This window comes from Pelorhabdus sp. sgz311002, from assembly GCF_056134285.1.
On record NZ_JBWBCL010000012.1, the window covers coordinates 58,832 to 71,592 of the forward strand.

The 12,761-nt window shown below is 40.9% G+C and carries 13 protein-coding genes, 1 tRNA gene and 1 riboswitch; of the genes, 10 read left to right on the forward strand and 4 right to left on the reverse strand.

All coding sequences use genetic code 11. The features are described from left to right. Positions 1 to 2 precede the first annotated feature (2 nt). The 8 genes from AC0NJP_RS15330 (at position 3) to AC0NJP_RS15365 (ending at position 6,772) form a co-directional block, all read left to right on the forward strand. A complete protein-coding gene (locus tag AC0NJP_RS15330; RefSeq protein WP_474700343.1) occupies positions 3 to 677 on the forward strand; it encodes a DUF1847 domain-containing protein in 675 nt (224 codons plus the stop codon). Positions 678 to 689: 12 nt separating this feature from the next. Next, on the forward strand, positions 690 to 1,880 hold the full coding sequence (locus tag AC0NJP_RS15335) for a MalY/PatB family protein (RefSeq protein ID WP_474040519.1): 1,191 nt from the start codon (positions 690 to 692) through the stop codon (positions 1,878 to 1,880). Positions 1,881 to 1,963: 83 nt separating this feature from the next. Next, a riboswitch (yybP-ykoY riboswitch) is annotated at positions 1,964 to 2,144 on the forward strand. Continuing rightward, on the forward strand, positions 2,130 to 2,834 hold the full coding sequence (locus tag AC0NJP_RS15340; RefSeq protein WP_474040518.1) for a TerC family protein: 705 nt from the start codon (positions 2,130 to 2,132) through the stop codon (positions 2,832 to 2,834). It overlaps the preceding riboswitch by 15 nt. Positions 2,835 to 2,944: 110 nt before the next feature. After that, the gene (locus tag AC0NJP_RS15345; RefSeq protein WP_474040517.1) at positions 2,945 to 4,288 is read left to right on the forward strand and encodes a DNA recombination protein RmuC; all 1,344 of its coding nucleotides are present in this window, start codon (positions 2,945 to 2,947) and stop codon (positions 4,286 to 4,288) included. Further along, positions 4,281 to 4,466, forward strand: a complete 186-nt coding sequence (locus AC0NJP_RS15350) for a YezD family protein (protein WP_474040516.1) — start codon at positions 4,281 to 4,283, stop codon at positions 4,464 to 4,466. Before AC0NJP_RS15345 ends, AC0NJP_RS15350 begins: the two co-directional genes overlap by 8 nt. Positions 4,467 to 4,480: 14 nt before the next feature. After that, positions 4,481 to 4,663 (forward strand): DUF2292 domain-containing protein, encoded by a 183-nt coding sequence (locus AC0NJP_RS15355; protein WP_474040515.1) that lies wholly within the window; start codon positions 4,481 to 4,483, stop codon positions 4,661 to 4,663. Between the two features lie 205 nt (positions 4,664 to 4,868). After that, positions 4,869 to 5,810, forward strand: a complete 942-nt coding sequence (gene cysK / locus AC0NJP_RS15360) for a cysteine synthase A (RefSeq protein WP_474040514.1) — start codon at positions 4,869 to 4,871, stop codon at positions 5,808 to 5,810. Between the two features lie 350 nt (positions 5,811 to 6,160). After that, complete coding sequence (locus AC0NJP_RS15365; RefSeq protein ID WP_474040513.1) at positions 6,161 to 6,772, forward strand: dienelactone hydrolase family protein; 612 nt, start codon at positions 6,161 to 6,163, stop codon at positions 6,770 to 6,772. A 300-nt stretch (positions 6,773 to 7,072) separates the two neighbouring features. Here AC0NJP_RS15365 and AC0NJP_RS15370 read toward each other — a convergent pair whose 3' ends face one another. Both AC0NJP_RS15370 and AC0NJP_RS15375 read right to left on the reverse strand, forming a co-directional pair. Then, positions 7,073 to 7,963, reverse strand: coding sequence for a LysR family transcriptional regulator (locus AC0NJP_RS15370; RefSeq protein ID WP_474040512.1), 891 nt, complete (start codon positions 7,961 to 7,963; stop codon positions 7,073 to 7,075). A gap of 181 nt (positions 7,964 to 8,144) precedes the next feature. Continuing rightward, positions 8,145 to 9,344: a class I SAM-dependent methyltransferase gene (locus AC0NJP_RS15375; RefSeq protein WP_474040511.1), complete on the reverse strand. Its 1,200-nt coding sequence runs from the start codon at positions 9,342 to 9,344 to the stop codon at positions 8,145 to 8,147. Positions 9,345 to 9,599: 255 nt separating this feature from the next. Here AC0NJP_RS15375 and AC0NJP_RS15380 point away from each other — a divergent pair, with 255 nt between their 5' ends. Next, complete coding sequence (locus AC0NJP_RS15380) at positions 9,600 to 9,767, forward strand: uracil-DNA glycosylase (protein ID WP_474040510.1); 168 nt, start codon at positions 9,600 to 9,602, stop codon at positions 9,765 to 9,767. A gap of 174 nt (positions 9,768 to 9,941) precedes the next feature. Further along, a complete protein-coding gene (locus tag AC0NJP_RS15385) occupies positions 9,942 to 11,840 on the forward strand; it encodes a glutamine synthetase (protein WP_474040509.1) in 1,899 nt (632 codons plus the stop codon). Between the two features lie 146 nt (positions 11,841 to 11,986). Here the strand turns inward: AC0NJP_RS15385 and AC0NJP_RS15390 are convergent. Next, positions 11,987 to 12,061, reverse strand: a tRNA-Gly gene (locus tag AC0NJP_RS15390). Positions 12,062 to 12,143: 82 nt separating this feature from the next. Beyond that, complete coding sequence (tpx, locus tag AC0NJP_RS15395; RefSeq protein ID WP_474040508.1) at positions 12,144 to 12,656, reverse strand: thiol peroxidase; 513 nt, start codon at positions 12,654 to 12,656, stop codon at positions 12,144 to 12,146. Positions 12,657 to 12,761: the final 105 nt, after the last annotated feature.

The following is a 12,761-nucleotide window of genomic DNA, read 5'->3' on the forward strand; positions in this document are numbered from 1 at the left end:
CAATGACGCAAAAGAAGAATATTGAATCTTTAAGCTGTACTGATTGCAGTGTTTATAACTGCCGCACACGGGACAGTCAGTTTCCGCAGTTTTGCTTAACAACAAAAGACAATGAAGACCATGCAATTGCGGCTGATATAGCTGAAATTAAAGAACGTCTGCAAGGTGATGAACAAGATGCGGTTATAGCTAGAGCTTCGGCTCAAGTCGAAGGACTTTTTTATGGCAAATTGACGCGGGTTGAGGAAATTATGGAGTTTGCCCGCCGGATTGGCGCACAAAAGATTGGTATTGCCACTTGCGCTGGTTTGATTGAAGAAGCTAAGATCTTTGCTAATATTTTGGAAGCCAAGGGCTTTGAACATTATAGCGCCATTTGTAAGGTCGGTTCTGTCGATAAAACGGAAATCGGGATTAAAGAAGAAGAGAAAATTCGCCCCGGCAGCCATGAATCCATGTGTAACCCCATTTTGCAAGCGCGAATTTTAAATTATCATAAAACGGATCTCAATGTGGTTGTCGGTTTATGTGTCGGTCACGATTCGTTATTTATCAAGTATTCCGAGGCGTCGGTTACGACGCTTGTGACGAAAGACCGTATTACCGGCCATAATCCGGTAGCTGCGTTATACACAGCGCATTCGTACTATAAAAAATTGCTACAGAAAAAAGAATAGGGGAGAAACAGGATGGAACTAACTACTGAATGCTTTGATTTTGATCAGCTATTGCAAAGAAAAGGGACTGGCAGTAGAAAGTGGGACGATATAGGTAGAGTGTTTGGCAGCGATGATATTTTGCCGCTATGGATTGCCGACATGGATTTTGCTACACCGCCGGGGATTGTTGCGGCTGTGGCCGAGCGGGCAAAACATCCTTTTTACGCTTACAATGGCTATGACGCTTCTTTTTATGAAGCGGTTGTCAAATGGGTACAAAAAAGGCATCAATGGAATATTTCCGCTGACTGGATTGTCCAGTCGCCTGGTGTTGTTCCAGCTATTGTTGTATCAATCTTGGCTCTGTCAGAGCCAGGGGATGGCGTGATTATTCAACCGCCGGTTTATCCACCATTTTTTGCTTCGATTCAAGATAATGACAGAAAAATTGTAGAAAATCCTTTGCAACTAAAAGCTGGGCGCTACGAAATGGATCTGGCTGATTTAGAAGTTAAGTTGGCCGATCCTAAGAATAAGCTTTTGTTATTGTGCAGCCCCCATAATCCAGTCGGGCGCGTGTGGACAGAGTCGGAACTACAGGCGGTATATGCGCTTAGTGAAAAATATGAGGTTACTGTACTCGCTGATGAAATTCATAATGATTTAGTGTATAAAGGACGTCGCCATTATTCTTTTGCTAATTTAGGCGAAAGTGTTAATAAAGCCAGTGTAACCTTTATGGCGGCAAGTAAAACCTTTAATATCGCCGGTCTCAATACGGCCTATATGATTGTTCCGTGTTCGCGGCGGCGGGCTTTGATTGAAAAAGAGTTAAATAACCTGCATTTAAGTAGAAATAATCTCTTTGGCGTTTTAGCTACAAGGGCTGCTTATGAAACAAGTGAAGGCTGGCTGGAAAGCGTTCTTTGCTACTTAGAGCAGAATGCTGATTATGTAGTAGCATATCTTGCTGAAAACTTGCCTAAAGTGAAGATCACAAAACCAGAAGGTACTTATCTTGCTTGGCTTGATTTTCGCGCCTATTTTACTGATCAAAAAGAGTTAGACCGCTTTTTGGTGTCAACAGCGAAGGTGGGGTTGAATTCTGGCAGCGCTTTTGGGACGCAAGGAATTGGTTTTGCTAGACTGAATCTTGCTACACAGCGCAGTGTGTTACAAGAAGCTTTGACAAGAATAAAAGCAGGTCTTGAAAGTCTGTGAAAATATCAAACGAGAAAAGGCCTGTCAAGAGAAAGACATTGACAACCTAGTTTGTCCAGTATATACTTTAAATAAAGATAATACATTACCCCAAAGGGGAGTAGCTTTCAGGGAAACCTGAAGTAAAGTCGTCATTACGTGGCGTTAGCCACCGGCTTTACTGACATGAGTATGTTTAGCCAGACCTTTGCCGTAAGGCAAAAGTCTGGCTTTTTGTATTGTTTAAATTTATTTTAGGAGGACATGGCTATGGATGTAATGTTTTTTTCAAGCGAATGGCTGCTGGCTCTTGGCGGCATTATTTTAATTGATGTGTTGCTTGGTGGCGATAATGCTGTTTTGATTGCTATGGCAAGTAAAAACTTGTCAGAGGAACAACGCAAGAAGGTTATTTTGTGGGGCAGTGTTGGCGCCATTTTTGCTCGTATTTTCCTTGTCTTTGTCGCTTCTTTTTTGCTGGAAATTCCCTATCTCCAGTTTTTAGGCGGTTTGGCTTTGCTGTGGATTGCGGTTCACTTAGCTGGGAAGACCGATAAAAAAGTACCAGAAGGTACGGCAAAAGTGCAAGGTGTTATAGCGGCGATTAAAGCTATACTGATCGCTGATGTGATTATGAGTCTTGATAACGTGCTGGCCTTGGCTGCAATGGCGCAGGCAGCGCCTCACGGCAAATATCTCTTAATCATTTTCGGCATTCTGGCCAGCATTCCGATGATTGTATTTGGATCTCAACTGCTTATGAAACTTATGGACCGCTACCCAGTTATTATTTATGTGGGTGCTGCGATTCTTGGCTATGCAGCGGCTGAAATGATTTTAGGCGATAAGCGGGTGGGCGTACTTTTAGCGCATTACCATATTATGCTCAAAGTAGGGCTGACGGCTTTTGTAGTTGCCTTTGGTTACTGGCGTAAGACGCAGAGCATGAAGCTAGCTGCTAGCGAAAGAGGCTGATTGTTTCGTTGAAGTATTGCTGTAGGTTAGGGAGCTCCGAGGGCGGAGCTCCTTTTCTTATACTCTTTTTTAGTATATAATGGGTAGACAAAGGAGCGGTGAGAGACAGAATGGATACAATGATACTAGGGCTGTTAGGGGCCAACTTGCTTCTCTTACTATTTCTTATTTTTCTCGTCATGACAAGCGGTTCGAGCCGAGCGCAGCGACAGATGCAGCAACGACTTCAAGAATTAGCCATGCGGTTTGAGACTTATAGTAAGCTGGAAAATGATGAGAAAGTTCTGTTGCGGCAGGAGCGGGAAGCTCAGCATAAGGGCCTGCGTGAAGAAGTTGGCAGTAATTTTGAGCGGATTAGCACTCTAATGAGTGCGCAGCTATCTGGTATTGCTGAGAGTCAGTCACGGCAGATGGAACGTGTTGTCGGAGGAATGAATGAACTGCTTAAAACAAACTATGAGCAGCAGGAGCGGATTCGCTCGACTTTAGAAATACAGATGAAGGAATTACAAAATTCCAACGAGCAAAAGCTGGATTTGATGCGTCAGACTGTGGATGAAAAGCTACAAGCTACTTTAGCAACCCGACTTGATGCTTCGTTTAAACAAGTTGGCGATCAATTGCAGCTTCTTTATAAAAGCATGGGGGAAATGCAGTCTTTAGCCAGTGGTGTCAATGATTTAAGCCGAGTATTGAATAATGTAAAGGCTCGAGGAACTTGGGGCGAGGTACAACTAGGCAATTTATTGGAACAGACTATGTCCGCCGAGCAGTATGCTAAAAATGTGGCAACGAAGAAAAATAGTGATGCTCGTGTGGAGTTTGCCATTAAACTTCCTGGTAAAGCTGACGGTGATGAAGCTATCTGGCTGCCCATTGATGCTAAATTTAGCCAAGAAGATTATTTAAAGCTGGTGGAGGCCTCAGAAAGAGCGGATGCAGTTGCTGTGGAAGAAGCCGCCAAAGCGTTGGAAAATCGTGTAAAGCTTGATGCTAAGACGATCCATGACAAGTACGTTTCGCCACCAGATACGACGGATTTTGCAATTATGTTTTTGCCAACGGAAGGGCTTTATGCGGAGGTCTTGCGTCGCCCCGGGCTTGCAGAATACTGCCAAACCCATTATCGGGTAATGCTGGCTGGTCCGACTACCTTGACGGCGCTTTTAAACAGTTTGCGTTTAGGTTTTGCTACTCTAGCGATAGAGAAAAAATCGAGCGAGGTCTGGAAGCTGCTAAGGGCGATTAAGTCTCAGTACGGAATCTTCAATGATTTGTTGAATAAATCGCTAAAGAAGTTAAATGAGGCGCAGACAACCGTGGAAAATGTCAAGAGCCGCTCGGAACTGATTAATCGTAAACTCAGTAAAATAGAGGAACTTGATACGAGAGACGGCGAATTATTACTAGGATTAGATGAGGCGCCCAAAGTAGAGGAGAGAAACCATGGCTAAACGAAAAGAGACGAAAGCGGTCGCCAGCGATATAAAAAGTACGGCTTTATCAGAAGAATCTTTAGATCGGATTGAAGCGGCCATTGAAGATATTGAATTTGGCTCGCTGACGTTGATTGTACAGGATGGCCGTGTAATTCAAATGGATAAACTAGATAAGATCCGCTTACACTCCTAAGGAGGGGCAGTAATATGAAAGAAGTAAAACCAAAGGTACGCAATGAGAAGCTTAGGGAGAAAATTTGCGAGGCTGTAGCGAGTATGCAGTTCGGACAGATTGTAATTGTCGTAAAGGCTGGCAAGGTTGTGCAGGTAGAACGGACAGAAAAGCAACGCTATGCTTCCTGGGAAAACCTTTATGGCGATGGAATTTAATTGACAAAGCGATTGTTTCATAGTATGATAAGTAAAAATACATAATAAGAATAGCTGATCAGAAGACTGAAGGCTAAGGAATTATCTACTTGATGAGTAGGTCTATCCTTAGCCTTTTATTTATTACGAAAGCCGTTGATCGCAAGCTGTTTTTCTTATGTAAACTCATGAAATGTAAAGTTTAAATTTTAGGAGGTTGTTTCTTATGTCAAAAATTGCTCAGAATATTACAGAACTGATTGGGAATACGCCCTTATTAGAATTGAAAAATTATGACGCTGAAAAAGGTCTTGCTGGACGGATTCTAGCTAAATTGGAATACTTTAATCCGCTAAGCAGCGTGAAAGACCGCATCGCTTTAGCCATGATTGAAACAGCGGAACAAAGCGGCAAATTAAAACCAGGCGCGACGATTGTAGAACCGACTAGCGGCAACACCGGAATTGGTTTAGCCTTCGTGGGTGCGGCAAAAGGGTATAAAGTGATTTTAACTATGCCTGATACCATGAGTGTGGAACGGCGCAACTTGTTAAAAGCATTAGGCGCGCAGCTTGTTTTAACTCCCGGCGCAGAAGGCATGAAAGGCGCTATTAATAAAGCTTTGGAATTGGGTGAATCCATTGAAGGCTCCTATATTCCGCAACAGTTTGAAAATCCGGCAAATCCAGAAATTCACCGCAAAACGACAGGCAAAGAAATTTTAGCTGATACAGATGGTCAGTTAGACTTTTTCGTGGCTGGTGTTGGTACGGGCGGTACAATTACCGGTGTAGGCGAAGTATTAAAAGAACAGAATCCCCAGATTAAAGTTGTTGCCGTAGAACCTTTTGACAGCCAAGTATTAGCAGGTAATAAACCGGGGCCGCATAAAATTCAAGGTATTGGCGCTGGCTTTGTGCCGAGTGTAATGAACCTCAAGATCGTAGATCAAATTGTTCCGATTAAAACGGAAGAGGCTTTCCAGGCAGCGCGTGACCTTGCTAAGACGGAAGGCGTTCTTGTTGGAATTTCTAGCGCCGCCGCTCTCTTTGCGGCAACCCAGTTGGCAAAAGAAGAAGCCAATCGCGGCAAAACGATTGTAGTTTTGTTGCCAGATACGGGCGAACGCTACTTGTCAACGCCGCTGTTTGGTACCGAAACTTTATAAGCTATGATTCAGTGAATTTTAATAGTTTTAATTTTAACCGCGCCTTGCTTTTTGAGGCGCGGTTTTCTAAAAACATGATTTGCATAATGTGGAACATAGATACATCGACGGCTCCAAGGAAAATCCTTGGAGTTTTTTTATCTTTGCTGCCCAAGTTGATATCAATGTGAGGATCATACTTTTTCTCATTAGTGCCGAATTAAGCAGCCTTTATTCTTATATTTCTAATGATATAATTTAATTATGTAGTTGGGGCGTTTTTTTACAGTGCTTCTCCTTGCAATATAAGACAAAAATGAAACAGCATTTTAAAGATAGTTTTCAAAAAGATAAGGGAGCTTTATATAGTTATGAAAAGTCATAATCATAATACTGAGGATACCATTATTGTTGTTCTCCATGAAGTTTACGGAGTCAATAAACATATAATTGATGTATGTGAAAAGCTGCAAAGTTATGGGGTTGATACTATTGCACCTAATCTTCTTAATGGTAGAGAAGCATATGCTACAGAGGAAGAGCAGGCAGCATATAATTACTTTATGAGCAGTATTGGTTTTGAAGAGGCATTTAAAGAAGTAAATAGGGTTCTTACTAGTGTTAGGCCTTATTATAAAAATGTATATGTGTTAGGCTATAGCATTGGTGCAACGCTTGCATGGCTGGCAGCGCAAACGGGTTTGTGCGATTTATGTATTGCTTTTTATGGTTCGAGAATTCGTGATTATCTTAGAGTGCAGCCTAAATGTGATATGGTATTATTTTTTCCTGAAATAGAGAAATCATTTGTTGTTGATGATCTGCTTGTATGTTTACGCACCATCAAAAATGTTCAAGCGGAAAAGCTAGCTGGTCAGCATGGTTTTGCTAATCCGTTTTCTAAAAGCTACCATAAAGAATCGGCAGATAAAGCATGGACGAGAATCGAACAAATTTTGGCGGATCTCGTAGCGGAAAAATAAATACAGGAGCGAATGGACAAACAGCGAAGCTTAGATGCCCATGGTTCCTAAAATTAGAAATTGGCAGATATGTAAAATAGAGAAAATGACAAATGGGAAAATGCTGATTTTATTAAACTTCAGTAAAAAGGTAGAGAGCAAATAGAAAAAAATCATACTTTCTAAACCGCGTCATGAGGGGGAGCGAGTCTCTCTGGTGCACCAACTATATACAAAAACGGCAAGGCTTTGGAGAATTCCGGCCTTGCCGTTTTGCGCGTTCAGCAGACCCTTACTGGCCTGGTTTTTTGCTAGTGAGTCTTACTTTACTTTGTAAAAGTCTAGAATATAATCAATAAATACTTTAATTGCCTTATGTTTAGGGTTATTCTTTTTATACAATAAATAACACTGCAGATTAAACGGCTCTGCCAATTCATAATAACCATTAAAAATCCCCATGGCATTCAATAATCGCTCGGATAAAAGGGCTCCCATTTCATTTTGTTCACAATAATTCATAATGGCATAAGGCGTTGACAGCCATGCTCTAACCATGGGGGAAAAGTGATGCATCTGAAAATAATTTTCTACAAATGAATTCATTAAATAGTGCGGTGAATACTGTACTAATGGGTATGACGCTATCGACTCTACGGAAATATTCTGGTGCGCAGTCTTAATGTTAGGTGCATAAAAGACCATTTTATCATTACAGAAGAAAACTTTTTCGAATTTCCCCATATTGTTTTCCGGCAAAAGAAAGGTCGATACAATATCAAGCTTACCTTCAGCTAAGTATCTAAACAGCTCATGCGCTTCTAAATTATATACATTCATTGTGATATTTAGATTATGCTGCTGAAAGTACGCCAAATGCTGATTCATTAAAACATCACCAAGTGCGATTAAGGCGCCAATTGCCAACGTGACCTTGGTACCGCTCAATTTTTTCATATCATACATACAGTCAAATAGTTCACCCATTATTTTCTGTACTTGTACTAAAAATAGTTCGCCAGCTTCGGTTAAATCACTGCCCTTGTTCGAGCGGGTGATAAGTTGAATGCCCACAAGCTCTTCCAGTTTTTTTATTTGGGAACTAAAGGCGGATTGGGTAATATTGGCCTGCTTTGCGGCAGCGGTAAAATTTCTAACTTTGCCGTAAATAATAAAATTCTCCAATTGTTGAATGCTAGGTAATTCTGCCATGATTTCCCCCTATTGGCACAAAGCTGCTAGTCGTGTCATCTGCTTATTGGTAATGAATTCGGCTTGTCTATGATAAATCCTTGCTGCGCGTTAAAACATCGGTAATAGCAAAAAAGGACTATCGCATGTATCGATCTGATCATGCGATAGTCCCTTAATCATCAAATAGAACTTTTTTGTTTTACCCTAAACGAGAATACGTTAATGGCAAATTATTATTTAACCCTTTAGAAAATAGAAATTGATGAATATCCAGTCCATCTACGCGAAATGCCGCTGCACAGCCTTTTAAATACAAGCGCCACATCCGGACAAACCGTTCACCAAATTGGTTTTGTATTTCTTCCGTGTGCTCAGAGAACCTAGCATACCAGTGATCTAACGTTAATGCGTAGTGTAGCCGCAAGCTTTCGGTATGCAGTAAGTGAAAATCTCTTTCTGGAAATTGCTGCAAAATTTCTCGTACAGATGGTACATAACCACCAGGAAAGATATATTTTTTTATCCAGCTATTTTCTTGTGATTCTTCAAAAGAAGTAATTGAGTGCAGTAAAGATAGGCCGCCGTCCACTAATAGACGATTGACTTTATTAAGATACAAGGGAATATTTTCTTTTCCTACATGTTCAAACATCCCAACACTAACGATTTTATCAAACTGGTATCTTGTTTCATCAAGATCTAAATAGTTCACCAGCTCCACTTTGACTAGTTTTTCCAGCCCAAGCTGGTTGATTCGTTCTTGTACTTTGCAGTATTGTTCTTCGCTAAGTGTAATACCGAGCGCATTCACTTGATACAGCTGCGCTGCCTTAATAATTAGCCAGCCCCAGCCACAACCAATATCTAAGAGTTTTTCACCGGGTTTTAAATTTATTTTTTTTAATATATGTTCGATTTTTTGCATTTGCGCCTGCTCTAAAGAATCCGTACTCTGTTTAAAATACGCGCACGAATAGCTCATGCTCTTATCAAGCCATAAAGAAAAAAAGTCATTGCCTAAATCATAGTGGTGTGCAATATTCTGTTTTGCCTGTGTACGCTCTACCATTTTTCCAGCCAGGCGTAAGCCCTTGGCCATGACCTTGTTCTTTGGAGTAAATAACGACGAATTTTTCAGCAAGCGTAATAATTCATCAAAATCCCCTTCATAATCCCAAACGCCATCCATGTAGGCCTCGCCAAACGTCATCGCTGGATCATGAAGCGAACTTAGATTATCAAGTGGCCGATTAAATTGTATGGTAACTTTCGGCAGGACATCACCATAAATCGTTTCTTCACCATCCCAAAACCGCAACCGTATCCCACCATGCTCTAACTTTTCAAATAAGTTTTTTATTGCATGCTTTTCAAAAAATGCAATGCCTGCTGCTTTCATTGCGAATCACCCCGAAACTTATAATCCTATCTTAACCAATTCGCCACAATACCTGCGAGCTTGTGGCGTTATTTGGTGCTTGTGTTTCCACATTATAGCTTTAAAAATTTACTTTGTATAACAGAATAAAACGATTACTATTATAAATTTATATTATAGCGACAAGCTAATGGTCTCTGTATTTAAAACTCAACATATACTTATGTGATTATGAGTGTTGATATGATACAATAAAAGGCGACTGGAGGGGAAAAGATGACTGAGGAAGTTGTTGACTGCCGTTATTGCTGTCACTATTATATTACTTACGATAAGCATTTTCCCTACGGCTGCCGGGCTTTTCGCTTTAAAACGCGCAATAAGCCTTGCATCGAAGTAAAGCTTTCTTCCGGCGAAGACTGTCTGCATTTTACGAAAAAATAACAACTATTTTTATCAAAAAGATAAAAAATACTTGCTTATAGCTAGACAAAATGCTTATTTGTGGTATAATCATTGATAAGAAAAATATTTTTTGGTCAATGGCGACCCCCTTGTATTGATGCAAGGGGGATTTCTGTCTTTTTAGTTTGATAAAATTTTGAAGAGGTGAAGGAAATGCTTAAAGATTTACTCTATGTAATCAAACCAAGCCAGTACAGTAATGAAGATTTAGTTGCACTTCTGAAGAATCATCCGGAAATTCAATTTGCATCTCTTGTTGGTGTCGACCTTGCCGGTAATGACACTGACGAAAAAATTCCTATGTCAACTTTCCAAAAAGATATTGCTGACTTTTTTGCAGGCACGGCTGTACAGACTGACGGTTCTTCCGTGGTACTTACAGGCATTGCTACTTTAAATAATGCGAAAGTTGATATGATCGCTGACCGTGATGTAAACTGGTTTGTTGATTACAACTTTGAACACATTGATGAAGAAACAGGCAAACCGATTGGTACGCTTCGCATTCCTTCCTTCTTAGTGCATGAAGGCAAACGTGTTGATTCTCGTTCTATTTTAGCTCTTTCCATGGAATACGTAAGAGAAGGCATGATGGATCTTTTCAAAAAATATCCTAATGTTGCAGGCTTAAGCCATGTTAACTTGGCTGATATTGAGGAAATTGTATTCACCGCTGGTACTGAACTTGAATTTTGGGTAAAAACTCCGGCTAACCGCGCTGATGTACAGGAAATGTCGGCTTCTCAGGTTATGCAGGAACAATATTGGCAGAGAACTCGTGGTGAAGTCCGCACTGCTTTAGAGCAAGCGATGGATATGTTGGCTAAATATGGTATGGAACCAGAAATGGGCCATAAAGAAGTTGGCGGCATTAAAGCTAAAATTGATGAAACGGGCCATCTGGCTTATGTTTTAGAACAGCTTGAAATCGACTGGAAATTCTCTACGGCGCTTCAGGCAGCTGACAATGAACTGCAAGCTCGTATTATTGTAAAAGAAGTATTCCGTGAAAACGGTTTGGAAGTTACATTCAAAGCAAAACCAATCATTGGCGTTGCTGGTAGTGGGGAACATACTCACCTTGGCATTGGTGCAAAACTGAAATCCGGTAAATTCGTAAATCTCTACGCTCCGGAAGATATGAAAAAAGACTTCCTCAGCGCAGTTGGTTATGGCGCTATCATGGGTATCTTGAAAAACTACGAAGTAATCAATCCTTTCGTTTCCTCCACAAACGATTCCTTGAACCGTTTGAAACCTGGTTTCGAAGCACCTGTTTGCATCGTAACTTCTTTGGGTCACAGCCCGGCTGTTCCTTCGCGTAACCGTACAATTCTTGCTGGTCTTGTTCGTACTGATAATCCGTTGGCAACTCGCTTTGAAGTTCGCGCCCCAAATCCTTACACGAACTCCTATGTAGCAATGGCTGCATTCTATCTGAGTATGTTTGACGGCATTAAAGCTTGTGTAACAAGTGGCAAAACGACAGAAGGAATTTTGGCGGAACTTTCCAAAGATGCTGGCACCGAAGGCTTCTATCTGGAAAAAGACCGTGCATATCGCAGCGAACATGACGTATTCGAAGATTATACGCCAGAAGAAAGAGATCGTCTCTTTAGCAAACCGCCTGCTACTGTATGGGAAAATCTCGAAGCTTTGAAACAGTATCCTGATAAAGTAGCTGTATTGAAACAAGGCGATATTTTATCTCAGGCAATTATTGATGCGTTTGTTGCTGGCGCATTGACTCGTTGGAAGACCGAAATTCTGAACCGCATTATTCCGGAATATTTGACGCTAATCCAATCCTTTACCTGTCTTCATACAGCTGAGACTGCAAATGATATGGACCTTTACTACTGGGAACAAATTAAAACGATGCGTACCAGCTTGGCGAAAGACAGCTTAGCTCAGAAATGCCTCTTTACTCGTATGAAAGAAGCTATGGCTGACGGCGATTATCAGACTGCTTCTGATTTGCAGATTGAGATTGGAGCTTTGATTGAAGAATTAAAAGATCTTTACGCTTCTTATAAAGCAAACCAACTGTAAGTTGACGCTTTTTAATTAAAAATGAGTAATAAAAAAGAAGCCTGCGGGCTTCTTTTTTTTGTATCTGTACGTTTTTTTAGGGAGGAATAAATAAGAATTTTAGACATAAAAAAACCTGATACATAAGTATCAGGCATTATTTTCATTGGAGCGGAAAACGAGATTCGAACTCGCGACCCTCGCCTTGGCAAGGCGATGCTCTACCACTGAGCTACTTCCGCATCACATCAACAAAAAGTATTATAACATAGTGAACTATAGATGGCAATAGTTTTTTTGATTTTTATTCTGTGTTTTTAAAAATTATAGAAGTTTTTTTGCTGCTGCCAAGGCGGCATCATAGTCAGGATGATTTGTCATTTCTGGTACGACTTCGCTATAGCGGACAACGCCGTCTTTATCAATGATCGTAACGGCACGAGCAAGCAGGCGCAGTTCTTCAACAACGAGGCCATATTGTAAGCCAAAGCTGAGATCACGGTGATCCGAGAGGGTTTTCACATTGTCGATGCCTTTATCGCCGCAATAGCGAGCTTGTGCGAAGGGAAGATCGTTGCTGATTGTGATGATAACTGCATCGGAAAGTTTTCCAGCTTCTTCATTAAAACGGCGGGTCTGCATATCGCAAACTGGCGTATCAATGGAAGGGACGCTGCTAATGATAACAACTTTGCCTTTAAAAGCACTCAACGAAACGGGGGAAAGATCTGGTGCTAAGGCCGTAAAGTCAGGTGCTTTTGCGCCGACAGCTACAGGCGTGCCAACAAGGGTTAAGGGATTTTTTGCAAATGTAATAATTCCTGTACGTTTTTCCATTATGAAAACCTCCAGAATTGTATTTTATATCCATATTTCATAGTTTAGCATAATAATAGGAATGTGTAAACGATAATTGTTATTAAGGCGAAGTTTTTGCTTGGA

Excerpts from the sequence above, each read along its gene's own strand:
- AC0NJP_RS15380 (WP_474040510.1), top strand. The coding sequence starts at position 9,600 with ATGACTGAGGAAGTTGTTGACTGCCGTTATTGCTGTCACTATTATATT.
- AC0NJP_RS15375 (WP_474040511.1), bottom strand. The coding sequence starts at position 9,344 with ATGAAAGCAGCAGGCATTGCATTTTTTGAAAAGCATGCAATAAAAAAC.
- AC0NJP_RS15335 (WP_474040519.1), top strand. The coding sequence starts at position 690 with ATGGAACTAACTACTGAATGCTTTGATTTTGATCAGCTATTGCAAAGA.
- AC0NJP_RS15365 (WP_474040513.1), top strand. The coding sequence starts at position 6,161 with ATGAAAAGTCATAATCATAATACTGAGGATACCATTATTGTTGTTCTC.
- AC0NJP_RS15350 (WP_474040516.1), top strand. The coding sequence starts at position 4,281 with ATGGCTAAACGAAAAGAGACGAAAGCGGTCGCCAGCGATATAAAAAGT.
- AC0NJP_RS15370 (WP_474040512.1), bottom strand. The coding sequence starts at position 7,963 with ATGGCAGAATTACCTAGCATTCAACAATTGGAGAATTTTATTATTTAC.
- tpx (WP_474040508.1), bottom strand. The coding sequence starts at position 12,656 with ATGGAAAAACGTACAGGAATTATTACATTTGCAAAAAATCCCTTAACC.
- cysK (WP_474040514.1), top strand. The coding sequence starts at position 4,869 with ATGTCAAAAATTGCTCAGAATATTACAGAACTGATTGGGAATACGCCC.
- AC0NJP_RS15345 (WP_474040517.1), top strand. The coding sequence starts at position 2,945 with ATGGATACAATGATACTAGGGCTGTTAGGGGCCAACTTGCTTCTCTTA.
- AC0NJP_RS15355 (WP_474040515.1), top strand. The coding sequence starts at position 4,481 with ATGAAAGAAGTAAAACCAAAGGTACGCAATGAGAAGCTTAGGGAGAAA.
- AC0NJP_RS15340 (WP_474040518.1), top strand. The coding sequence starts at position 2,130 with ATGGATGTAATGTTTTTTTCAAGCGAATGGCTGCTGGCTCTTGGCGGC.
- AC0NJP_RS15385 (WP_474040509.1), top strand. The coding sequence starts at position 9,942 with ATGCTTAAAGATTTACTCTATGTAATCAAACCAAGCCAGTACAGTAAT.
- AC0NJP_RS15330 (WP_474700343.1), top strand. The coding sequence starts at position 3 with ATGACGCAAAAGAAGAATATTGAATCTTTAAGCTGTACTGATTGCAGT.